General features: G+C 69.4%; 21 protein-coding genes. 6 read left to right on the top strand and 15 right to left on the bottom strand.

The window, feature by feature from the left end:
- The first annotated feature begins 702 nt into the window (after nt 1-702).
- Complete coding sequence (locus C6N31_RS10040) at nt 703-1,806, top strand: hypothetical protein (protein WP_269289135.1); 1,104 nt, start codon at nt 703-705, stop codon at nt 1,804-1,806.
- 668 nt (nt 1,807-2,474) lie between these two features.
- Nucleotides 2,475-2,873 (top strand): nuclear transport factor 2 family protein, encoded by a 399-nt coding sequence (locus C6N31_RS10035; RefSeq protein WP_198357427.1) that lies wholly within the window; start codon nt 2,475-2,477, stop codon nt 2,871-2,873.
- Nucleotides 2,874-3,203: 330 nt separating this feature from the next.
- Here the strand turns inward: C6N31_RS10035 and C6N31_RS10030 are convergent, their stop codons facing one another.
- The 7 genes from C6N31_RS10030 to yajC form a co-directional block, all read right to left on the bottom strand.
- A complete protein-coding gene (locus tag C6N31_RS10030; protein WP_198357426.1) occupies nt 3,204-3,449 on the bottom strand; it encodes a hypothetical protein in 246 nt (81 codons plus the stop codon).
- Between the two features lie 13 nt (nt 3,450-3,462).
- A complete protein-coding gene (locus tag C6N31_RS10025) occupies nt 3,463-3,735 on the bottom strand; it encodes a glutaredoxin family protein (RefSeq protein ID WP_198357425.1) in 273 nt (90 codons plus the stop codon).
- Nucleotides 3,736-3,737: 2 nt separating this feature from the next.
- Nucleotides 3,738-4,424 (bottom strand): peroxiredoxin family protein, encoded by a 687-nt coding sequence (locus C6N31_RS10020; protein WP_198357424.1) that lies wholly within the window; start codon nt 4,422-4,424, stop codon nt 3,738-3,740.
- Entirely contained in the window at nt 4,417-5,397 is a 981-nt protein-coding gene (locus C6N31_RS10015) for a cytochrome c biogenesis CcdA family protein (RefSeq protein WP_198357423.1), read from the bottom strand. Before C6N31_RS10015 ends, C6N31_RS10020 begins: the two co-directional genes overlap by 8 nt.
- Nucleotides 5,398-5,603: 206 nt before the next feature.
- Nucleotides 5,604-6,578, bottom strand: coding sequence for a M56 family metallopeptidase (locus C6N31_RS10010; RefSeq protein WP_198357422.1), 975 nt, complete (start codon nt 6,576-6,578; stop codon nt 5,604-5,606).
- On the bottom strand, nt 6,575-6,946 hold the full coding sequence (locus tag C6N31_RS10005; RefSeq protein ID WP_198357421.1) for a BlaI/MecI/CopY family transcriptional regulator: 372 nt from the start codon (nt 6,944-6,946) through the stop codon (nt 6,575-6,577). Before C6N31_RS10005 ends, C6N31_RS10010 begins: the two co-directional genes overlap by 4 nt.
- 789 nt (nt 6,947-7,735) lie before the next feature.
- The gene (gene yajC / locus C6N31_RS10000) at nt 7,736-7,957 is read right to left on the bottom strand and encodes a preprotein translocase subunit YajC (protein WP_198357420.1); all 222 of its coding nucleotides are present in this window, start codon (nt 7,955-7,957) and stop codon (nt 7,736-7,738) included.
- Nucleotides 7,958-8,301: 344 nt separating this feature from the next.
- Between yajC and C6N31_RS09995 the strand changes: the two genes are divergently transcribed.
- Complete coding sequence (locus C6N31_RS09995; protein ID WP_198357419.1) at nt 8,302-9,045, top strand: hypothetical protein; 744 nt, start codon at nt 8,302-8,304, stop codon at nt 9,043-9,045.
- Nucleotides 9,046-9,107: 62 nt separating this feature from the next.
- Here the strand turns inward: C6N31_RS09995 and C6N31_RS09990 are convergent, their stop codons facing one another.
- The gene (locus tag C6N31_RS09990) at nt 9,108-9,545 is read right to left on the bottom strand and encodes a DUF2752 domain-containing protein (protein WP_307811319.1); all 438 of its coding nucleotides are present in this window, start codon (nt 9,543-9,545) and stop codon (nt 9,108-9,110) included.
- On the bottom strand, nt 9,542-10,192 hold the full coding sequence (locus tag C6N31_RS09985; RefSeq protein ID WP_307811318.1) for a class I SAM-dependent methyltransferase: 651 nt from the start codon (nt 10,190-10,192) through the stop codon (nt 9,542-9,544). Before C6N31_RS09985 ends, C6N31_RS09990 begins: the two co-directional genes overlap by 4 nt.
- A gap of 258 nt (nt 10,193-10,450) precedes the next feature.
- Here C6N31_RS09985 and C6N31_RS09980 point away from each other — a divergent pair, with 258 nt between their 5' ends.
- Nucleotides 10,451-11,251, top strand: coding sequence for a cytochrome c biogenesis CcdA family protein (locus C6N31_RS09980; protein ID WP_198357417.1), 801 nt, complete (start codon nt 10,451-10,453; stop codon nt 11,249-11,251).
- A 33-nt stretch (nt 11,252-11,284) separates the two neighbouring features.
- On the opposite strand, the gene C6N31_RS09975 is transcribed toward C6N31_RS09980, so the two are convergent.
- The 6 genes from C6N31_RS09975 to C6N31_RS45890 all read right to left on the bottom strand — a co-directional run bounded on the left by C6N31_RS09975 (nt 11,285) and on the right by C6N31_RS45890 (nt 18,540).
- Nucleotides 11,285-11,860, bottom strand: a complete 576-nt coding sequence (locus tag C6N31_RS09975; RefSeq protein ID WP_198357416.1) for a TlpA family protein disulfide reductase — start codon at nt 11,858-11,860, stop codon at nt 11,285-11,287.
- Complete coding sequence (locus C6N31_RS09970) at nt 11,857-13,860, bottom strand: copper resistance CopC/CopD family protein (RefSeq protein ID WP_232485039.1); 2,004 nt, start codon at nt 13,858-13,860, stop codon at nt 11,857-11,859. Before C6N31_RS09970 ends, C6N31_RS09975 begins: the two co-directional genes overlap by 4 nt.
- A 263-nt stretch (nt 13,861-14,123) precedes the next feature.
- Nucleotides 14,124-15,389 carry an MFS transporter gene (locus tag C6N31_RS09965; protein ID WP_198357415.1) on the bottom strand — a complete coding sequence of 422 codons (1,266 nt, stop codon included), beginning with the start codon at nt 15,387-15,389 and terminating at the stop codon, nt 14,124-14,126.
- The gene (locus tag C6N31_RS09960) at nt 15,386-16,525 is read right to left on the bottom strand and encodes a PLP-dependent cysteine synthase family protein (protein WP_198357414.1); all 1,140 of its coding nucleotides are present in this window, start codon (nt 16,523-16,525) and stop codon (nt 15,386-15,388) included. Before C6N31_RS09960 ends, C6N31_RS09965 begins: the two co-directional genes overlap by 4 nt.
- Nucleotides 16,526-17,489: 964 nt before the next feature.
- On the bottom strand, nt 17,490-18,122 hold the full coding sequence (locus tag C6N31_RS09955; protein ID WP_198357413.1) for a DUF305 domain-containing protein: 633 nt from the start codon (nt 18,120-18,122) through the stop codon (nt 17,490-17,492).
- 85 nt (nt 18,123-18,207) lie between these two features.
- Entirely contained in the window at nt 18,208-18,540 is a 333-nt protein-coding gene (locus C6N31_RS45890) for a DUF6153 family protein (RefSeq protein ID WP_269289139.1), read from the bottom strand.
- A 327-nt stretch (nt 18,541-18,867) separates the two neighbouring features.
- Between C6N31_RS45890 and C6N31_RS09950 the strand changes: the two genes are divergently transcribed.
- Both C6N31_RS09950 and C6N31_RS09945 read left to right on the top strand, forming a co-directional pair.
- Nucleotides 18,868-19,236, top strand: a complete 369-nt coding sequence (locus tag C6N31_RS09950; RefSeq protein ID WP_198357412.1) for a BlaI/MecI/CopY family transcriptional regulator — start codon at nt 18,868-18,870, stop codon at nt 19,234-19,236.
- Nucleotides 19,233-20,144, top strand: coding sequence for a M56 family metallopeptidase (locus C6N31_RS09945; RefSeq protein WP_198357411.1), 912 nt, complete (start codon nt 19,233-19,235; stop codon nt 20,142-20,144). Before C6N31_RS09950 ends, C6N31_RS09945 begins: the two co-directional genes overlap by 4 nt.
- Nucleotides 20,145-20,264 lie beyond the last annotated feature (120 nt).

Raw genomic sequence — 20,264 nt, 5'->3', positions numbered from 1 at the left:
GGGTGCAGCTCTTGGGCGCGTGCTGGCTCGCCGCCACATCGCCTCATCGGGGTGCCATGGGGCATCTCGACCACTTACCGATGACGCACCTTGTGGAGCGCGTGGCCATCCTTGAGCCGGTCACAAGGGGCTCCTGAACTGCGTCTTTGCACGTGCGCATTATGTGTGGTGTGGGCGTTACGGACGATAGCTTGACGCTGAAATGACGCTCGTAGTGCTCGCCCGACGCTCGTTCTGATGGGGCGGCAGGCTTCCTGTTGGGCAGATCGAGCCCTGTTGAGGTGGCGAGTGTTTAGGGGCCCGAAGGCGGGTCACGCTGAGCGCAGAGCCGCTGGTTCCGGCTGATCAGATGTCGCGGAAGGGACCGGGCGGGTCCGTGACCTGCCGGGATAGTCGGCGGCGGGGCGCTGAACAGCGAAGATGGTCTTTCGGCTGTTTCGCGGTCATGCCCGTTGATGCGGCCGGAAGTCCCAGAAAAGTCCCAGGGGGATCCCAGGGGTGGTGGCCATTCTTACGGCTCTGCGCAGAGATCGAGGCTGCCGGTCAGCAAGAGTGTGGCCATGCCCGCGCGGAGGTCAATGAGGCCAGCCGTTCTAACGGCGGCATGGTCGTCATCACGGCGATCCGGCGTCTACGGACGACGGTGTTCAGGTAGGGTCCGTCGGACCCTTGGCGTCGACGAACGACGGAGCATGGCGCGAAGTGACCAGTCGAAAGCGTATTCCGGCGCCGTATGGTGAGCGGCCCATCGCGCGCGCTCGACGCGCGAAGGCACTGGAGTTGATCGAGCGTCTAGTCGCAGAGGGGCGTGTCTGTCTCGCCGATCCCGATGACGACGAGGTTGCGGAGTGGCGGCGAGTAGTCGATTACGCCAAGCGGCATGGCCTGGAACCGCAGGGCAGACGCATCGAGAAGGCGCGCTTCGGCGCACACGGGCTGGTGATGCGGCTCGCCGAGGGCCCTCACCCCAACTCGCGGAGTCAGCGGCCGAAGGCCGATGCTTCGGTGGTGCCGGTCCCCACACGACTGAGTTCTCTCCATCCGGCTGTGGCCGCACTCAAGGACGATGACGGACAACTGGTCATTCGCGATGTGCTTCGTCGCCGGTCACTCCTGATGCTGCAGTCGCTGGCTGCCGAGGCGGTGCGGCGAGGGTACGAGGTCAGGCAGAGCCAGTCGTACCGTTCACAGCGCGAGGGCGGAATGGACGTGGTGGTCGACGGCTTCGCGTGCGCCGTCGCCGTGAGGCAGGAGTTTCCGCAGTCGACGAATCCAGAGCGCTCCGCGCGGCTTGTCGTCGAGCTTGACCATGGCCGGTCCGGTCGGCCGGGGCGCTGGCGAGATCGCAAGAGCAGGGTGCTTGAGGACGCCTTGGGGGTGATCCTTGGGGAGATCGAGGCGCGAGCGCTGGAGGCCGCTCAGCGCAGAGAGTGCGAAGAGCGGGCTGGGGCGGAGCGCGAGATCCGCTGGCGGGCGGCCATGGAAGAGGCGAGGAGTCGGGCCGTTCGCGATCAACTCGCTGAGGTACTGCGCGAAGAGGCAAGACGCTGGCAGGAGGCCGCCGTCCTCGGTGCGTACTGCGATGCTCTGGAACGCCGTCTTGCCGAACCGGGCAGCGGCGTGGACGAGCTAGCTCCGGAATCGGCCAGACGCTGGTTGAAGTGGGCACGTGAATTCGCCAGGTCGATCGACCCCTTGACCCGGCTTCCAGAGATGCCGGCTCCTGGGGAGCCAACGCCAGAGGAGCTCAAGTCATACCTGAAGGGGTGGAGTCCCTACGGACCAGAACGTCGGGGCGGGCGGTGAAGCACAGGCCGGTCCACCAATATGGATCCGAAACTCAATTGGTTCTATTCGAGGGTGTAGCGGATGTAGGGACCGCCGAAGTATCCGCGGATTATGTGTGGCTGGTGTTGGCAGCGGTGGAAGAACCTGCGGGTTTCGGCCGGGCATTGGGCCTGGTCGCGGGCCTGGCTGGGTATGGGCAGGCTGCGTTTGAGGTCGGCGTTGACCAGTTCGTCGGGGTTCAATTCCGGTGAGATACGACGGCAGGTAGCGCAGTTGGATCCGGTCGTGCGCGGAGTGGCCGTATGGGACGACATGGAGCTTGTGGGTTAAGTGGCCCGCGAGGCGGTCGAGGAAGCGGAACACCACGCCGGCGTCGAAGGTCTCGGGGAACACATTCGCCGGCTTGGGTGTGCCTGGGTAGATAGACGATGCCCGGGTTGGTGAAGCTGGCGCCGGTATTGCAGGAGTCCTTGTTCCGACGGCCACTGTCGTCCTCGGTACAGCCACCCGTGGGAGTGTCTTTTTTCTTTGTGTATGCCCCGACTGCGTCACCCTGTGCGGTGAAATCCTCGCCATGCCGGCGGATTCGCCCCATCGCGGATAGCGCGGGAAGCGGCGTACATCGCCGCTCGCGACCACCTGGCCTGGGCGCATCCCTCTATTCAGCGAAGAGAGAAGACCGACAGATGGGCGAGACCGCACAAACCATCGCCGCCCGGCTGCAGGAGGCGTTCGAAGCCGGGGACCTGGCGCAGCTGGGAACGCTGTTGGATCCGGGCGTTCGGTGGGGCGGCAAGGAGGACACCCCTCAGACCTGCCACTCGTGCTCCGATGTGCTGGTTTGGTATGGCCGACTGAGCGCCGAAGGGGTGCGCTCCCGGATCACCGAGACCATCGTGCGTGACGAGGCGGTGGTGCTGGGCTTTGACCTGGCGGGACCCGAACGCGGCCCCGACGGCGAGCGCCCGAACCAGATCTTCCAGGTCTTCCGTCTCTCGGGTGGACCGGTCACCGACATCCGCGGCTACCCGCAGCGCGCCCTGGCGCTGGCCGTCGCTGACGTCCCGGCACCTACGAGGGGATAACGCGCGGGAAGTCACCGCAAGGCGTCCGTGCAACCCGCGCCGCTGCGGGTCGTTGGCCAGGATCTCAGCGCCCAACCGCGCCAGTCCCTTCTGTGGTTGAGCGTTGACCCGGCTCCCCCTGGGACGGGGACTCGGCGCGGAGCCGGTCGCGCTCTGCCGTGGTCTGCTTGATCTGTTCGCCGAGGTCTTCTGCCGCTTGCGAGGGCGGGCAGCAGCCGCGGGCGGCCAGCGGTGCGGTGCCGTGATGGTCTTTGCGCATGGGGCGCACGCAGCACCAGTAGGTGACCACGGCCGCCAATGCGGTCGCTCCGATGGGGAGCAGCCAGCTGGTCATCGGGACGCGCCTGCAGGCTTGCCGAACGAGACCGGAGTGTCCGTCGGGTCGCCGATGGGAGCCTGCTGCGCGGCGCGCAGCGCGTCTATCTCGGCGCGCAGTGCGGCGAGTTCGCGTTCCTGTACGGCGCTGGTGCCGTGGCCGGCCTGTTGTTTGTTGCTGGGGCGCATCAGGAACCACATCATGACGCCCATGCCGAGCGGGCACATCAGGGCGGGGAGGATGTAGAGGATTTGCTGCATGGTTTTCGTCTCCTTAGCGGGTGGTGAGGGTGCGGCGGAGTTTGCGTTCGGACAGGCGTCCGTGGGCGAAGGGTTTGCCGTCGAGGAGGATGCCGGGGGCGAACAGCACGCCCATGTCGAGGGCGAGTCGGCGGCCCTCGTCGGTGGCGAGGCCGATCTCGGTGATGTGCAGAAGGTGGTCGGCGCCGATGCGGGCGAGGACCTGTTTGGCGTGGTCGCACAGGGCGCAGTCGGCCTGGGTGAGCAGGGTCACCTGTACGGCGGTGCGGGCGGTGGCGTCGGGCATGACTATTTCGCCTTCCCCTGAAGGTCGGCCAGTAGTTTGTCGGGGGCGACGTACATCGTGTACTTCGGGGCACCGCCGTAGTCGCCGCGCCACTTGATGGTTCCGTCAGGTCCAACCAGGACGAAGGTGTGGCCGTCGCGGGAACTGCCCATCATCCCGTAGGAGTTGGCGTCGAAGGTCTTGGACACGGCCAGGTCCGGGTCGGCGAGCACCGGCGTGGACAGCTTCATGTCGCGGGTCTTGCGGGTGATCAGGTCGGCGGGGTCGGTGGTGATGGACAGCACCTGGTCGATGCCGGCGGCCTTGACCTTGGCTGCCTGCTTCTCCAGGTCTTTCATCTGGTCCCAGCACGGCTGGCAGGTCAGGCCCTCCTGGAAGTACAGCAGGACGGTCTTGCCCTGGTAGTCGGCGAGGCTGATCTTCTTGCCGGTGCTGGCGTCGAGGGTGAAGGCGGGGGCGGCCGTGCCCGGGCCGGGCTTGCCGATCTCGTACCCGCCCGGCCCTCCGGAGGCGGACGTGGAGCGGGTGAAGACCGCGTACAGCGCGCCGGTGAGCACGGCGGCGAGCACGATGCCGACGGTCCAGAAGGTGAGGCGGCGGCGGTTTTCCGCGCGCTGCGCTTCGGCTTGGGTGGCGGCCGCTTTGGCCGTGCGGGCGGCGGCTTTGGACGGGTGGCGGGTGTTAGTCATCGGCGGTGATCCCGGTGGTCTCAAGTGTGGGGACGGGGGTCGCGCAGCAGGCGGGGTGCTCCGCGTCGGACGGCGTGGCGGAACCTGCGGGCGCGGTCTTGTCATGGGGCGGCGGGGCTTCGCTGCGGTGCCGGCGGGCCTGTCGGACGAGGAGGACGGCGGCCGAGGCGAGCAGGAGCGCGAAGGCCCAGCCCGGGAGCCATGACAGCCACCCGGTCGCCTGCGCTGCCCAGTGCTGGAGGTCGGCGGCCAGGCGCAGGCGCCACCCGCCGTCTCCCATGCCGGGCCCGGTGAAGGCGATGACGACGGTGAGCGCGCCCATGCCGATCAGCAGCAGCCCGGAGGCCAGCGTGCCCGGAGATATGCGGCGCTTGAGCGGCCCGAGGGTGAGGGTGATTTCGCGGCCCTGCAGCAGGCGGGAGGAGCCCCAGTCGCGGCGGTCCCACACCAGAGCGAGCGCCGCCAGAGGGGCGACCATCCCGGCCACGTAGGTCGCGGAGACCACGAGGGCGGCAGGGAAGGAGGCGGTTGCCCCGGACAGGACGGCGACGCCGGCGAGCACTGGGGCGCAGCAGGAGCTGGCCGCGCCGGAGAAGAGCCCGAGCCCGTAGACGGATCCGATGCCCGTTCCGGTGCCCGGCGTGCCACCCGTCGGCATGGGCAGGCGCGGCTTCCAGCCGGCCAGTACGGCGATGCCGCCGGCGGCCATGGCCAGGCCGCCGATGGAGAAGACCGCGAAGTGGTGCCCGGAGACCAGCGCGGTGATGGCGGTGGCGCCGAGCCCGATCGGGATGATGACGGTGGCCACTCCGGCGGCGAAGATCAGTGTGGCGGCGAGGATGCCGCGTCTGCGGTGGAACCCGGTGGCCAGATAGGCGGGCAGCATCACCGACACGCAGCACGGTGCCAGCAACGCCACGATGCCGCCGAGGAACGACGCGAGCAGCGTCGTGCCGAACAGCAGTCCTTGCATGTGCTCTCCAGGCTCCGGAATCGGCGACGTCAGAACGTCACTCTAATACCAATCACCTAAGGAGTATAGGAGAAGAATGCTGGCGGGACCGCACATGCGAGTCCGCGACGGTCATCTACCGATGTGGCTCGGGGGGAGGCTTGTGCAACTCGCCTGCGGAAAAGGCAACGAGGGGACAGGTCAGGCGCGTTCGGGGGTATGCCCGGTCAGCGCGTGGCGGCTGCCGCGCTCACGGCGCTCGGGGGGCAGTAGTGCAGGTGAGCGGCGGTGGCGATCGGTGTGGCCAGGCCGATGATGGGGAGGGCCAGCAGGGCGGCGACGCCAGTGAAGGTGAGCGCGGTGCGCAGGCGTCCGAGCGGGTGGTGCGGGACGATCAGACGTCGTACGCGTTCGGCGGCAGTGCTGCCTCCCGCGCCGAGCGCGGCGGCGGGTGTGCGGGCCCCGGCCAGGTTGAGCAGTGCTTCGGCCAGCGTGATGCGGTCGGCGCTGCGGGCCGCGACGTCGTCGGCGAGCAGCTCTACGAGCCGGAGGGTCTCGGCGTGGGCGCGGGTGAAGAGCCGAATGCGCGGGAAGGCACGGGCCAGGCCACCGGACCAGGCGAGCACCAGGTCGTGCCGCTGGTCAAGGTGGGCGCGCTCATGGGCGAGGGCCGCCGCGAGCTGCTGGTCGTCGAGCAGTCGCAGGGCGGCGGTGGTGACCACGATCCGGCGGCGCCGGCCGGGCAGGCAGTACACGGCGGGTTCGTCGGAGTCGACAACCACCGCGCCCAGGTGGACGGAGGGGGTGCCGACCATGGTCAGCACACCGTGGTGGCGGGCGCGGCTACGTAGCGCCCCGGCCAGGGAGGCGGCCACGCACCAGGCCGCGCGGGCAAGGACGGCCAGCGCCAGCACGGCTCCAACCGCGGCTGCGGCAGCCCCGCCGGGGGTGGCGTACTGATCGCGCAGCGCCATCACGCAGGCGCGGAACAGATTCGCGAGGTCCGCGCTGACTTGCACCGTGGGTACGACCAGGGCGAGCCCGGCCAAGACGGCGGACACCAGCAGGGAGACGGCTGCCGCCTGCCAGGCGATGATGCCCAGCCGGGGAGCGCGTGCGGTCCAGCCGCCGCGGGCGAGCAGCCTGGGGGCCGCGAAGGCGAGCAACGCGGCGTATGCGAGAAGGATGAGCGCCGCGCTCACCGTGCGGACCCCTGGGTCTTGGCGGCGTTGAGCAGCTCGCGCAGCGCCGCACTCTCGCCGGGTTCCATGCCTTCGACGAACTTCACCAGCATCGCCGCGCGGTCGTCGGCGACCGCCAGTGCTTCGTTCATCAGCCCGGCCACGTAATCCTCGCGACTGGCGGCGGCCTCGTAGACGTTGACCCTGCCGCGCTTGACGCGGGTCATCCAGCCCTTGCGGTAGAGGATGTCCATCACCGTCTGGACCGTGGTGTAGGCGGGTTCGGGCTCGCGGTCGAGCCGTTCGAGGACGTCGCGCACGCAGACCGGTTCGCCGGTGCTCCAGACCGCGTCCATGATCGCGGCCTCCAGATCGCCGAAATGCGGCATGGCACCTCCCGTATCGCGTGAACGCCCGCACCCATCCTAAGCCGTCTAGGAGCCGGCGGGCCCGAAGGCGCTCCCCGGACGGCGTTCACACGTCTGGGCGATCATCGCGCGGCATTCCCTAATCTCCTAAGGAGACACTTAGGGTGATCGCGAAAGAGCACTCCGTGACGTCTGTCGCGACGTGCGGACAGGGAAGGATCTCCCGCATGAACTCTGCATTGATCGCCCGCGGTGGCGTGGTCGCCGCGACGGCTGTGGCTGCTGCCGCAGGCTTCCTCGGTCTGGGCCAGGCGCATGCCGCCACCATGCCCGGGGCGGCCGCAACGACAACAACCTCGTCGTCGCCCACCGCTTCCGCACCCACAGTTAGCATGCCGGGCATGCCGATGGCGGGCATGGCCGTCAGTGTCCGGGACCAGGCGTGTACCTGCTGCGACGCGGCCCCCTGCCCGTGCTGCCTTCCGGGCGCGGACTGCTGCGATGGCGGGGAGTGCTGCGACTGCTGCACGCAGGACTCCGGCGCCCGGACGCCGAACGATTCGCCCTCCGCTCCGGGGCACGACGACTGCTGCCCCAGGGGCGCCCAAGCGACGGCATAGGGGAACGGTGGGCGGCGGCCGTAGCGGGCGGCCGCCCGCCGGATTCCGCCTGGACCGGCTGGCGCTGGTACACGCCGCCAGGGCGAGCCCGAGGTGATGACGAGCGCGAGCGCACGCCGGGCCGCACGGCGACAAGCCGCCGCGGGAAGGTCATGTCCGCGGGCTCGTTCCCGCGCGGGTCGCGCCCCGGTCAGAGGTGCTTGGGCTCTGATGGCCGCGCCTCCTGGGCGTCGGCATCGCGCTGGGTGGCACGCAGTTGGTCGATCTCTGCCTGGAGCCGGGTCAAAGTGGCAGCCTGGTCACTGGGCTGTTCTGACGCGGGCTTCTTCCCGCCGCGCATCATGAACCACATCATTGCGCCCATGCCGACGGGGCAGGCCAGCAGCGGCAAGGCGTAGAGCAGCTGAGACATCTGGACTCCTCCCTCGCGGCCGGCGCGAAGGCCCGGCCGTGCAAATAAGGTTTCCATATGTACTAAGTAACTTAGGCCACTGGGGAGTGTTGCGCGAGGTCTATCCGCTCGGCGCTTCGCCTGCGGATGACGGAAGGGGGGAAGGCGGAAGGACGGCGTGGCCGCCGCACTTCAGCCCCTGGCCGCCGCGCCCCATCGAGGCGCGTTGACATGCTGCGGGGCGGACCGGCCCGATGTGGGACCGCCCAATGAGCGAAAGGTAGCCACCCCTCGCCACTCGCCTAATATCCTTAGTAAGATCGGCGTAGCGAAGATCCGGAACACCACGGACGAGGAGAGGTGCCATGGCCGGCAAGAACCCGAGGCCCAAAGCCGGCAGCGGCGGGAAGTCCGCGAAGCAGAGTGCCCGGGAGCGGGTGGCTGCCGCGCGTGCCGTCGAGGCTCGCAAGGAGCGGCGGCGCCGGGTGGCGTTCATATCCACCGTGGGCGTGATCGGTGCCGCCCTGATCGGAGGCGTGGCTTGGGCCGTGGTGGCGAACGGCGGCTCCGGCGGGAGCGGCGGAAAGGCGAGCGGGCCGCTGCCGGCTCCGGTGGCGTTCGGGAGTGCGACGGCGCTGCCGCCATGGGCGGCTCCGGCGGATGCTTCGGCGGGCGCGAAGGCGGCGGGGATGAAGGTGTCGGCCATGGAAGGCACTGTGAACCACTTCCACGCCCACCTGGACGTGATCGTCGACGGCAAGCCGGTTCCGGTCCCGGCGAATCTGGGGATCGACCAGGCCGCGCAGGCGATGTCGGAGCTGCACACCCACGACGCGTCCGGGGTGCTGCACATCGAGGCGCCAGCACACCGCCGCTACATTCTCGGCCAGCTGTTCAATGAGTGGGCGGTGCACTTGGACGCGCAGCAGGTCGGCGGTCTGAAGGCCGGTGCGGGCAAGGAGCTGACGGCGTATGTGGACGGCAAGAAGGTGGCCGGTGACCCCGCGTCGATCGAGCTGACCGCGCACCGGGAGATCACCCTCGTCTACGGGGCCGCCAACGCTTCGGTGAAGGTGCCGTCCTCATACGACTTCCCGAACGGCGAGTAGCCGGTCTGCGGCGGCCGATGACCGCCCTGCCGCGATGACTGCCCGTGCGGTCATCGCGGCAGTCAATGCCGGGCCAGCAGCAGACTCGCGTGCAGCTGCTGATTCACCTCCAGGGCGATCACCGCGATCGCGAGCGCCGTCAGCAGTCCCGGGCTCCAGCGCAGCCGCACTGTCAGCCACCGCCCGGTGAGCCGGCCGTAGGCGGCCCGCAGCACGGCGAGGGACATGACGGCCACCACCAGCGGGCTGGCCGGGTTGTAGCGGAACGCGGCGACGAGATCCCCGCGCAGGACCAGACGTACACCGCGGGTCATCCCGCAGGCGGGATCCATCACCCCCAGGAAGTGGAGGGGGCCGTGCAGGTCCAGGGGCGGCAGCCCGAAGACGGCCAGCGCCGCCGCGATCGCCATTCCGCTCACGGCCGGGATCGTGAGGTAGCGGTGACGGTCGCGCGACTCCCACCGCGTCGAGAGCAGGGGGCGCTCCGCGATGCGGCTCACCGGGTGTCTGGCAGCCGCTTGTGTGCGACGCCGATGATGGTGGGTGAGGACGGCGCGGTGCGGCCGTTGACGAGGAAGTCGAAGCGCCGCACATGCGCTACGGCGAATCCGGCGTCGGTGATGGCGCGTTCGGTGTCGCGGGTGAGATGGCAGCCGCCTCCCACCCGGGTCCACAGCGGGTCCAGCATCCTCTGCAGCCGTGCCCGGCGGGTCCGGTCGGCCTTGACGTGCTCGTAGAACCGCAGTTCCCCGGCCGGGCGCAGCACCCGCGCGGCCTCGGCGAGCACCCGGGGGACGTCGCCGACCGTGCACAGCACCAGCGAGGCCACGACCACGTCCACCGAGCTGTCGGGGGCCGGCAGGTCCTCGGCCAGGCCGGCGCGGACCTCGATGGGCACGGAAGCCTCGGCGGCGGCCCGTTCGGCCTGCGCGCGCAGCCGGGGTTCGGGCTCGACCGCGACGACGTGCTCCACCTCAGGCGGGTAGTGCCGGAAGTTCGCACCGGTCCCGGCGCCGATCTCCAGCACCCGGCCCCGGATGCCGACGAGCAGCTCCTGGCGGTGCTCGACCGCGCCATGGGCCTCGGTGAAGGCGTTGATTCTCGGATAGATCCGCGCGAACAGCGGATGGGACACCTCGGTCGGCACGCTTCCTCCTTGCGGCGTCGGGAAGGTAGGCCCACCCGCCACCGTCATCGATCTCCTGCACCACTCGGCCAACTGGCACGGCCCGGACCCATCTCCCGCCGCAGGCGCGCAATGGGCGCTGCGCGGTGGCAGTGGACCCCGCCGCCCAACACGTACATCCACCTAAGTAGATTAGGAGGTGGCTCGGGGTGCGGCAAGGCGACCGGCCGTCCGCGCGGCATTCACCATTCACCCATCGATCCGACCTGGAGGCTGTGCATGAGTCAGGGCATTTCCGAACTCGTCGCGAGCGGGCCGCTCCTCCTGGCGGCGCCACTGGCGCTCGCCGCCGGTGCGGTGTCGTTCTTCTCGCCCTGCTGCCTGCCTCTGGTGCCCGGCTATCTGTCGTACGCGACCGGCATGTCCGCCGACGACGTGCACGCCGCGTCCACGGCCGAGGGCACGTACCCGGGAGCGGGGGCGGAGCGGACCGGCCGGGGCCGGATGGTGACCGGGACGCTGCTGTTCGTGCTGGGCTTCTCCGCGTTGTTCGCCAGCTACGGCGCCGCACTGGGCGCCGTCGGCACGTTGCTGCTGGCCCATCAGCGTGGCCTGGCCCAGATCCTCGGCGCCCTGACAGTGCTCCTAGGATTGATGTTCCTCGGCGCGTTCGAGCACCTGCCCCTCGCGGGGAAGACCTTCAAACTGACGTACCGTCCGCGTCTGGGCCTGGCCGGGGCGCCGTTGCTGGGTGTGATGTTCGGGCTCGGCTGGACACCGTGCATCGGCCCCACGCTCGCCGCCGTGCTCAGTCTGTCGGTCACCACCGGCAGCGCCGGACGCGGCGCGCTGCTCGCCTTCGTCTACAGCCTCGGACTCGGCATCCCGTTCCTGCTGGCTTCCCTGGCCTTCCGCCGCGCGCTGCGGGCCTTCGGGTTCGCCTGCCGCAACGCCCGCGCGGTGATGCGCGTCGGCGGGGCGCTGCTCATCCTGGTCGGCCTGGCCCAGATCACCGGCGTGTGGGCGTGGCTCATCAGTGACATGCGGGGCTGGATCACCGGCTTCCAACTGCCGCTGTAGCACCGGACCGGGCGCGCCCGCCGTACCGCCCGGTCAGCCCTTCTCGACGACCAACTCCACGGCGGAGTACAGCTCGTCATAGGTGGTGGCGCCGAAGAACACCGCCGCGATCCGGCCCTTCCGGTCAAAAACGTAGGTGGACGGCGTGGCCTGCGGGGCGAGCGAACCGAACCGCAGCGACAGCTTCGTGGCGGGGTCGTTGAAGCTGGGATAGGTGATCCCGAAATCGTGCTCGAAACCCAGTCCCGCGACGGGGGTGTCACGGACGTCCACACCGACGAACCGCACCCCCTGCCGGGAGGTCTCGTCGGCCACGCGGCGCAGCCCCGGGGCCTCCTTGCGGCACGGAGTGCACCATGAGCCCCAGAAGTTGACCACGATGACACTGCCGCGCCAGTCCGCCGTGGACAGGTGCTCCCCGGTCAAAGTGGTGCCGTCCAGGACGGGCGCCGCAGGGCGCTCGGCCGCCGGAAGGACCGTGCGGGTCTGGCTCACTGTCGTGCTGCCTGCCTCGGCGGTCCGCAGGCCCTGGAGCGCGAACACCCCGAGCACCGCCGCCGCGGCGGCCACCAGCAGGACTACCAGCGTGCGGATACGCGGGCGCGTCATGACTTCTCGTCGCTCTCCGGATAGATGAAAGTACGGGTCACCAGATGGTTGGGAGCGGTCAGCGTCTCGCGCTGAGGGCGACCGTCGGCGTCCACAATGAGTTCGATCTGGGTCTTCTCGGCCGGGTAACCGAGGAGCAGAGTGGTGGTCCCGTCCGGGCCGGGCACGGTGTTCACGTTGGCCGCGCGGCCGCCGCTGTAGGGCTCGCTGGTCAGGAACCGCTGTCCTGTCGGCGTGAGGGAGTGAGGAGTGCCCAGGCCGCGAGTGGTGTCGCTGGTGACCCGCTCGTAGACGGTGAACGCCCCGGTGCCGCGCAGGACGCTCGCGACGCGTTCCAGCGCGCCGGGATCGGGATGGGCCGGCCAGGGCACCGCCACCGACGCCGTACCCCCCTGCCAGCCGTCCGCCGCCACCCGCACCGTCAGGTGGCTTGCGCCCTTCTCCCAGGCAATCGGCGCCACGAAACACCCCACTCCACACCCGCGCACCCGCAGGGTGCGTGTGGCACCGGCCGGATCGGCCAGGGCCGCCGAGAGCCGGTACCCGGCGTCGGCCCCCGGTGCGTCGGAACCCGGAGCGGTCAGCTGCAGCACCACCTGGCCGTCGCTCGCCGTCACGCTCACGCCGATCTCCCCCGTACGCGCACCGACTTGAACCACCGGCCCGGTCGCTGGCGGCGCTAACCGCAACGCGCCCCCGCCCTGCCGGGGCGGCGCCGACGCGCCCAGGACCGCGGTCACGCCCAACACCGCCACCAGCACCCCGGCCTCGGCTCGCAGCAGGCGCACCGGCACCGAGTTCTGCCGCCTCCGCAGACGCCACCGCGCTGCCAGCGCGCACCCTGATACCGCCACCACCAAGCCGAGTTTCACCAGCAGCCAACGCCCGTACCCGGTCGACGTCACCGCCGACAGCGGAACGACCACCAGCGCCGACACCACCCCGGTGGCCACCACTACGGCGAACAGCCAGGCCGCCAGCCGCGCGTACGAACCCAGCACCGCCCAGCTCGCAGCCGGTGCCGATCGCCACCGCACCGCACACCGCACGACGTACACCAAACCGCCCACCCACACCATCGCCGCACCCAGATGCGCCACGGTCGTCAGCGCGCCCCAACCCGCGAGAAACGCCTGCGGATGCGCCCGCAACCCCTCGGCGACCACCACGCCCGAAACCGGCACCCAATCCCAGCGCGGCAAACGCCACCCGACCACCCCGGCTGCGGCGAACACCCCCGCCTCGACCAGCGCCAGGACCCCGGGCCGACTGTCCAGCTGGCCCAACGCCGGATCCGTCACTGCCGAGAGCACGCTGCCGTCCCCGACGATGACCGCCACCAAGCCCAGGGCAGCCACAAGCCCGGCCAAAACCGCAGGCAGTGTCCACTGGCGGGGCAGCCGACCCGCGTCGGGCCGATGGCGACGCCCCCACCGGACCGCGACCGCCTCTCCGATGACCATCGCCAGCGCGGCGAACAGGATCCACCGCAACGCCGTCGTCACGACCTGGCCGGACGTGGCCGCAGATCCCAGACCACCCTGGGAAAGCGCGCCTTGGGCAGAGGGCCCGACCGCGAACTGATAGCTCCCAGTCACCGCGTCGCCATCCTGGGCAATGACCTGCCAGGTCACCGTGTACACCCCGGACCGAAGCGCACCCCGCACCGCAGCGGTCATCACGCTCCCACCGCTACCGAGGACCGCGGAATCGACCTGCTGTTCCGCCCCGTCCGACCCGGCCACCCGTACCGCACGGCCCGACGGCGTAACCCGCTGATCAAAGATCAACATCAGGGACGTCGGAGACTCCGCGACACTGCTGCCCACCGTGGGCGTTGTGAAAAGCAGCGACGCATGCGCCGAAGCGGCAGGCGCCCACCCCACCCCCAGCGCCAGCAGCGCCGCCACCCCCGACAACACCAGGCCCACCCGCTGCCGCAGACGCCCAGCGACCTGCCACCGACCACGCACCTCGCCGTTCAGAACGCCCTCCAGCATCACCGTGCCACGCGGGCGGCACCAACCCCGTCCCAAAGCTCCTAAGCAGCATAGGCGCATCAGGTCAGGGCGATGCCGCGGGGTGACGGTCGGCCGCGGGCCAGGGTGCGGGACTGTCCGGAAGTTCGAAATGCGTCGAAGTTTTCGTCAGTCGGCGCAAAGCGTCAGTCGTCTTGCGCGCCGGAGCCCAAGGTCCACGTATCGAGCATATTCAGAAGCGGGTTTCTCGATCAGCTGCGAGGCTGCGCCACCCATTCGCAGCGCTACACGGGTTGGGGCGTAAGTGCGGCGAGTCGTCCGGTGTGGGAGAGCGTGAGGACGGCTCCGGCGCAGGCCAGGCCGGTGGCGGTCAGGGCGAGCCAGACCAGCCATAGGGCGTGGTGCTGTTGGGCGAGGTCCCACAGCGAGCCGGTGGCGAGGTTGCCGAGGGTAATGCCGAGGCCGGAGATGGTGTTGTACAGGCCGTAGTGCGTGGCGACCAGTCGGTCGCCTGACAGGGAGACGATCGTGTCCATCTCGAACGGGTAGACCACGGCGCTTCCTGCGGCCAACAGGATGACGGCCGAGGCCAGGGCGGCCAGCATTCCCAGCGTTGTAACCCGGCCGGATCCGCCGGAAGCGGAGGCCAAGGCCAGGGGCAGAAAGGCTGTTCCCATGGTGGACAGGCCACGGACCAGTGCTTGGGAGGAAGTCCAGCGGGCCTTGGCCCATCTGGTCAGTCGCAGTTGGCCGGCGACGGCGACCAACGCCGAAAGTACGAACAAGCCGCTGGTCGCCTCGGTTCCAACTGGCCCAAGGGCTTGACCTGCGGCCAGGGGGAGCGCGAGGTAGACCTGGAAGGCGAGTACGTAGGAGCCGATCATCGCGACCGAGAAGAGCAGGAACGGCCGGTTGGTAGCTACCTGCCGCCACTGGGTCAGCACCCCGGTGCGCTGTTCACCGGCCGGGTACCGGCCGCCGCGGTCGGGCAGTGCCCGCCACTGCAGCACGGTCAGGGCCGCGAAGATTCCTGCTGCGACAGTGCACACCAGACGGAAGTCCGCGACAAGAAGTCCCAGCCCGACCAGCGGGCCCATCAGCATCCCGGCCTGGTAGTACACGTTGAACGTGGCGAAGGCGTCCACCCGCCGGTCCCCTGCTTCGGCGGCCAGGTAAGCGCGTACGGCCGGATTGAACAGCGCTCCGGCGAAGCCGGTGGCCGCCGACGCGAGGATCAATGCGGGGAGCGCGTCGACCCACCCCAACAGTGCGAACCCTGCGGTACGCAGAAGACAGCCGGCCAGGATCGGGGCTTTGTACCCGTAGCGGTCGGCGATGGTGCCGCCGATGAGGAACATGCCCTGCTGGGACAGGTTGCGCACCCCCAGCACGAGGCCGACCGCCCAGGCGGCCAGGCCGAGGTCGCCGGCCAGGTGCGCGGCCAGGTAGGGCATGAGCATGTAGAAGGCGAGGTTGATGGCGAACTGGTTGGCCATCAGCAGTTGTACGACGGGCGGGAAGGAGCGGCTCTGGCGCCAGAGTGATGTCATCGGGCGGCCCCCGCCAGTCCAAGCACGCCGATGCCGGCCAGCGGGTCGAGGACCGTGGTGCACCGGGTCCATCGGGTAACGGTGTGCTGCGACGGATGGGTGATCTCGTCGGGAGCGTCTGCGGGGATGTGTCCCAGCAGACGGTGTTCACGGCAGTAGGCGTCGTCGAAGACGGTACCGACGTAGCGTTGCGGGCCGTCGGGGAAGACCGCGACGATCCGGGCCTCAGCCGGGAGCGTGCTGGCGAGGTGGCGGGCGACCAGGGCGACTGCGCCCACGCTCCATCCGCCGGTGGCGTACCGGCTGCGGGCCAGCGAGCGAGCAGCCCAGACCGCTTCGGGTGCCGCGACCCAGTGGATCTCGTCGAACAGGCCGTAGTCGACGTTGCGGGGGTAGATGCTGCTGCCAAGCCCGCGCATCAGGCGTGGCGCCGCGGGCTGCCCGAAGATCGTCGATCCGGTGGTGTCCACCCCCACCACGCGGAGGGCGGGGAAGAGGCCGCGCAGCACGGAGCCGATACCGGCCGAGTGTCCGCCGGTGCCCACGCTCACCACCAGGGCGTCGATCCGGCCGAGTTGGGCGACCAGCTCGTGCGCCAGCGGCTGGTAGGCCGCCGCGTTGTCCGGGTTGTGGTACTGGTCCGGGCACCAGGAATCCGGATGGACCGTGAGGAGTTCCTCCACCCTCTGCCGGCGGGCCTGCTGCCAACCACCCTCCGGATGCGGGCGCTGCACCACCTGCACGTCGGCGCCGTAGGCGGTGAGCAATCCGGTCATGAGGGGCTCCATGCCCGGATCGGTGACCACCGTGACCGGATGGCCGAAGGTGACTCCGGCCAGCGCCAGCCCCAGACCCAGGGTTCCGGAGGTGGACTCCACGATCCGCGCCCCAGGAAGGAGCTCGCCGCGTTCGCGGGCGGCCCGGACCATGTAGAGCGCCGTACGGTCTTTGATCCCGCCGGGATTGTGGCCCTCCAGCTTGGCCCAGAACCCGCGGTCGGCGGCCGTGAACGGCTCACCGACCCACAGCAGCGGAGTGTCGCCAACCAAGCCGGCCGGGGACAGCACGGGAAGGGCGGCCCTGATCAAGGGCTGCGCCGGCGAGAAGGCAAGGGAAGTCGATCCAAGGGGGCGCATCGCGCACCTCTCCCGCGGCCGGCCCCTCGGATGGACTGGGCCGCTGTGTTCGTGACGGTCGATCAGGACGCGGGGAAGCCCGCCTCGGCCGCACGGGCGCGATACTGCCGCACCCGCTGAGCCGGACGGTCCGTCCAGATCAGGTCCGCCATACCCCCAACGCCGCCCGCACCTGCCCGTGAGCGAGACCGCCCGCCCCTGGCCTGGATGCGGCAGCCGCCGGCGGTCCGGTTCCGCCAGGGACCAGCTGCACTGCCGCGACACTTTGGACGGAGCCCTGTGTTCCCGGCTGTGCAGGGGCAATCGGTCCCTGCTGCGTCACGACGGGGGCATCCGCTCCCTGGCAATGCCCAGACTCACGCGGGGACGAATCGCGGCCCGACGTGAATCCGACGACGGGTACGGCTGCCGACACTGCGGAAACAACCGGCCGCGAATCCATGCGTCCCTGCGCTGTGGCCTCCGGCCCGTGTGCGCAGCCGAGCACGTGCAGCATCCCCGTCAGCACCACGACGAGTACCGCCGCGATCCATGACGGGCAGCCGCGTGCCCGAAGAGCCTGCATATCGCTGAGTGTAAGCGATCAGTCACTTAAAGTTCTCATAAGGTCTAGGCGGCGTGTGGCGTATGCAGACGCCGCGGTGACGGCGGTGAGCAGCATCCTCTTCGACCCGGCCACCACACCGCCTCAGCGCTGTCACCGAAACAACTGCTTGCCGAGCGGTTCGCCCGCGGCGACATCGGCGAGCAGCAGTACCAGCAGGCCCTGACGGCGCTGCAATCCACCGCGCCCAGTCCACCTCTGCCCAAGCGCAGATGACACGCCCCCGACGCCGAGAGTTGGGCTCCAGCAGCGCCTGTGCCGGATATCCGCAGCGGGTGTGAGTACTGCCCGCGCACCGCTGTCTTCGACCGGGGCGGGGGCCGACTGTGTGAGCCGGCTCCCGCTCTGTGATTCGTGCGGTCAGCTCTTGCCGATCAGCTTGTTCATCTGCGTGATCTCGGACGTCTGCGCGGAGACGACCGCGCTGGCGAGTTCCTTGGTCGGAGCGTATTGGCCCTTTGCCTTCTCGGCGTTGGCCATGGTGATCGCGCCCTCGTGATGGTTGACCATCATCTGCAGGAACATGGTGTCGAACTCCGGCCCGGACGCCTTCTTGAGCTTGTCCATGTCGTCCATGCTCATCATTCCGGGCATCCCGGCGGACATGTCCATCCCCTGCATCGTCGCGGGGACCTGCTCACCCCATGAGGTGAGCCATGTGGACATGGTCATGATCTCGGGGTCCTGCGCGCCCTTGATCTTCGTGGCCAGGGCCTTGACGTCGGCGGAGGCGGCGCGGGTGGCGGCCAGGTCGGCCATTTCCACCGCCTGTCGGTGGTGCGGGATCATTTGCTTCGCGAAGTCGACGTCAGCGGCGTTGTGCTCATCGGCGGAAGCGGGGGCCGAGGTAGGAGCTGTCGTGGACGGCGACGAGCTGGAATCCATGGATCCCATGTCGTGGCCGCTGCCGCCGCAGGCGGCCAACGCCAATGCGGCTGCTGCCGTACCTGCGACAAGGACGGTACGACGGATCAGGGAACGACGTGCGGTCATGAGGTGTACTCCTGGGAGTGAGGTAGCAGGGCATGCCGTCTTGGACGCGGGGTCTGCGGGCGCAGCCGGCGTCGTGGGGCTTGCTCTAAATCCTCAGGAGCTGCAATTCGGCCAATGTCGGTGGCGCGCGCCCGCCCTCGGCTGTCCCGTACAACCAGGGAACAGCGGCCTGCGACGCAAAGGTCAGGCATGCCAGGGCCAGGCCGGGATCGGCTAGTGCCAAGGCGTCGCCCACGGCACCGGACGCGCAGGTCACATCAGCGTGGTGCACTGGACCGTCACACCCGTGACTGCCGTCAGGGCAGTCGCCCATGGGGGGCGCAGCGACGGTGTGTGCCGTAACGGCGGCCATCCGATGTCCGGGCATCTGCGCGCCTGACGCCCCCAGGGCATGCATCCCCAGCAAGCCAGTGATCACTGCAAAAAAGAGCAGCACGGGCAGCCGCAGCCTCAGCTGGGGTCGTACGCTCCTCGCCTGACCGATCACCGGCCCATAGTAGGCATACGCCGTCCGCCGCGGACGGGAAGCCCTGCGGATGGGACGGGCGCACGATGGCCGACCGGCGGGCCTGCGGACGCCAGCCACTGCGGTGAATGGCCCGGATGGGCCCGAGCCCTGCGGGACATACACCCGTGCCACGAGAGCGGCTGAGCGGGCGATAGTTCCCGCTTCGGCGGATGTGGCCCTGCTGATGGCGCCGCCGTCTACTATGTTCCTAAGTACTACGTTGGAAGGAGCGCGGGTATGCGGCGGCTGGGGGACCTCGAGGCGGAGATCATGGACCGCTTGTGGACATGGAAGCGTTCCGCGACGGTCCGCGAGATCGTCGATGACATCAACCTCCAGCGGGACGTCGCATACACCACGGTGATGACGGTGGCGAACATCCTCTACAGCAAGGGTTGGCTGCTTCGCGAGAAGCAGGGTCGGGCGTGGACCTACGCGCCGGTCCGCAGCCGCGAGGCGTACTCCGCCGCCCTGATGGAGGACGCATTGGGGACCAGCGAGGATCGGCCTGCCGCCCTGGCGCACTTCGTCGAGCACATGTCCACCGATGAGGTCAGTGCGTTGCGCAAGGCGCTGCGGGCCGCCGGGCGGCGGACCAACGCGTGAACCCTGCCGTCGTGCTCATCGGCTACGGGGCCCTCACGGGATTTCTCGTCCCCCAGGTCCTGGTGCGCAGTTCGTGGCCGCACCGGGCCCCTGCTCTTGCCGTTGCCGCATGGCATGCGTTGACCGTGTCGTTTGCACTTTCTGTCGCACTGGCCATCTACCACCTTGTCGCGCCTGACGAGCATTTTCACGCGGGACTCGTCGGCCTCCTGCACTCCTGCGGCCTCGCCTCGACGACGGACTCCAGCAGCCTGGACTCCACCGATGGACTTAGCCTGGCCGCGCCCCTTGGACTCCTGGTATTGCTCCTCGGAGCATTCACGTTCGAGTTGGGCCGCGCGCGCGGGGCTCGCTCGAAGCACCGGCGAGTGTTGGACATCGTGGGCCGGCGCTCGGAGCGATTGCGCGCCACGGTGGTGGAACACTCTCTGCCTGCCGCCTATTGTCTTCCGGGGCGCTGTCCTCGCGTGGTAGTCAGTCAAGGGGCGCTGGACCTGCTGTCCGCGCAACAGCTCGACGCGGTGCTGGAGCATGAGCGCGCCCACATCGCGGGGCGCCACCACGTGGCAATGGCCGCCGCAGAGGCATTCTTCAAGGTCTTCCGTCGGCTTCCTTTGGCCCGGCACGCCAAGGAGCAGACGACTCTCCTTCTGGAGATGATCGCGGACGACCGTGCTCTGCGCCGCCACGCACCGGAGGTGCTCGCCACGGCCATGTATGAGATGGCAGCTGGAAAAGCACCTGAGGGCGCCTTCGCGGCCGGCGGCGCCAGCGCCCTTCTGCGACTTCGGCGTGTCCTGACGCCACAGGCCACACCTCACCCTGCCCTGTGGGGGTCGCTGGCCGCCGTGGCCGTGACTGTGCCGCTGATTCCCTTCCTGGTCGCCTGCTCGCCCGTCATCGGCTAGTACTCCAGCAGTACTTTGTGGCTTGACCTGGGGAAACGTCGAGCGGTGGGAGTGTAGCGGGCAGGGTTGCGTCACGGACGGATTCTGCCCGCCGGTCCCTCGAAGGAGTGCCCGCGGCGA

This window comes from Streptomyces fildesensis (genome assembly GCF_016107395.1).
Lineage (GTDB): Bacteria > Actinomycetota > Actinomycetes > Streptomycetales > Streptomycetaceae > Actinacidiphila > Actinacidiphila fildesensis.
Note: the sequence above shows the minus strand (reverse complement) of the source record. Positions and strands in the feature narration are given on the sequence as shown.

Bases quoted from the DNA above. Each gene is read 5' to 3' on its own strand.
- C6N31_RS09970 (WP_232485039.1), bottom strand. From the start codon at position 13,860: ATGCTGGAGGGCGTTCTGAACGGCGAGGTGCGTGGTCGGTGGCAGGTC.
- C6N31_RS10005 (WP_198357421.1), bottom strand. From the start codon at position 6,946: ATGCCGCATTTCGGCGATCTGGAGGCCGCGATCATGGACGCGGTCTGG.
- C6N31_RS09995 (WP_198357419.1), top strand. From the start codon at position 8,302: ATGGCCGGCAAGAACCCGAGGCCCAAAGCCGGCAGCGGCGGGAAGTCC.
- C6N31_RS09950 (WP_198357412.1), top strand. From the start codon at position 18,868: ATGCGGCGGCTGGGGGACCTCGAGGCGGAGATCATGGACCGCTTGTGG.
- C6N31_RS09980 (WP_198357417.1), top strand. From the start codon at position 10,451: ATGAGTCAGGGCATTTCCGAACTCGTCGCGAGCGGGCCGCTCCTCCTG.
- C6N31_RS10015 (WP_198357423.1), bottom strand. From the start codon at position 5,397: ATGCAAGGACTGCTGTTCGGCACGACGCTGCTCGCGTCGTTCCTCGGC.
- C6N31_RS10025 (WP_198357425.1), bottom strand. From the start codon at position 3,735: ATGCCCGACGCCACCGCCCGCACCGCCGTACAGGTGACCCTGCTCACC.
- yajC (WP_198357420.1), bottom strand. From the start codon at position 7,957: ATGTCTCAGCTGCTCTACGCCTTGCCGCTGCTGGCCTGCCCCGTCGGC.
- C6N31_RS09975 (WP_198357416.1), bottom strand. From the start codon at position 11,860: ATGACGCGCCCGCGTATCCGCACGCTGGTAGTCCTGCTGGTGGCCGCC.
- C6N31_RS09955 (WP_198357413.1), bottom strand. From the start codon at position 18,122: ATGACCGCACGTCGTTCCCTGATCCGTCGTACCGTCCTTGTCGCAGGT.
- C6N31_RS09960 (WP_198357414.1), bottom strand. From the start codon at position 16,525: ATGCGCCCCCTTGGATCGACTTCCCTTGCCTTCTCGCCGGCGCAGCCC.
- C6N31_RS10035 (WP_198357427.1), top strand. From the start codon at position 2,475: ATGGGCGAGACCGCACAAACCATCGCCGCCCGGCTGCAGGAGGCGTTC.
- C6N31_RS09965 (WP_198357415.1), bottom strand. From the start codon at position 15,389: ATGACATCACTCTGGCGCCAGAGCCGCTCCTTCCCGCCCGTCGTACAA.
- C6N31_RS10030 (WP_198357426.1), bottom strand. From the start codon at position 3,449: ATGCAGCAAATCCTCTACATCCTCCCCGCCCTGATGTGCCCGCTCGGC.
- C6N31_RS10020 (WP_198357424.1), bottom strand. From the start codon at position 4,424: ATGACTAACACCCGCCACCCGTCCAAAGCCGCCGCCCGCACGGCCAAA.